Annotated in this window: 1 protein-coding gene and 1 pseudogene; both read left to right on the top strand. The window is 48.2% G+C overall.

All coding sequences use genetic code 11. From position 1 onward, the window contains the following. Window positions 1-433: pseudogene (locus R7190_RS28990) on the top strand (RNase adapter RapZ); the annotation flags it as partial. Next, on the top strand, window positions 424-595 hold a 172-nt coding region (locus R7190_RS28985), incomplete at its 3' end, for an HPr family phosphocarrier protein (protein ID WP_318138082.1). The pseudogene R7190_RS28990 and the gene R7190_RS28985, both read left to right, overlap by 10 nt.

Genomic DNA, 595 nt, shown 5'->3' with positions numbered 1-595 from the left:
AACAGTTCGCATGCGAGTAGAAGGACGTGATCGCAAAGGCTTGGTGATGGTGTTTGAATCATTCGGCTTTAAATACGGCCTTCCGTCTGATGCAGATTACGTATTTGATGTGCGATTCCTACCGAACCCACACTGGGAACCTGCACTGCGCCCACTGACGGGTTTAGATGCTCCTATCGCTGCGTTTTTGGAACAGCACCAGTCGGTATTGAGCCTCAAGTACCAGATAGAAAGTTTTATTGAAACTTGGCTACCTTTGCTCGAAAAAAATAATCGCAGCTATCTCACCGTAGCCATTGGGTGTACTGGCGGCAAGCACCGCTCAGTGTATTTAACCCAACAGATTGGCGAGTACTTTGCGGATAAAGGGCATCAAGTTCAGATTCGTCACACCTCGCTCGAGAAAAATGCTAAGGAGCAGCAGTGGAGTTAAGTCGTAAAGTATTGATTCAAAATCGTCTTGGGTTACACGCGCGCGCCGCAGTTAAGTTGGTAGAACTTGCGCAAAGCTTTGATGCTGTAGTAACCATCGACAACGAAGAAGACAAAACCGCCACCGCAGACAGCGTGATGGGGCTGTTGATGTTGGAATCGG

The organism is Vibrio sp. 1078-1, assembly GCF_033340475.1.
This window is presented reverse-complemented; position numbering and strand designations above follow the sequence as displayed.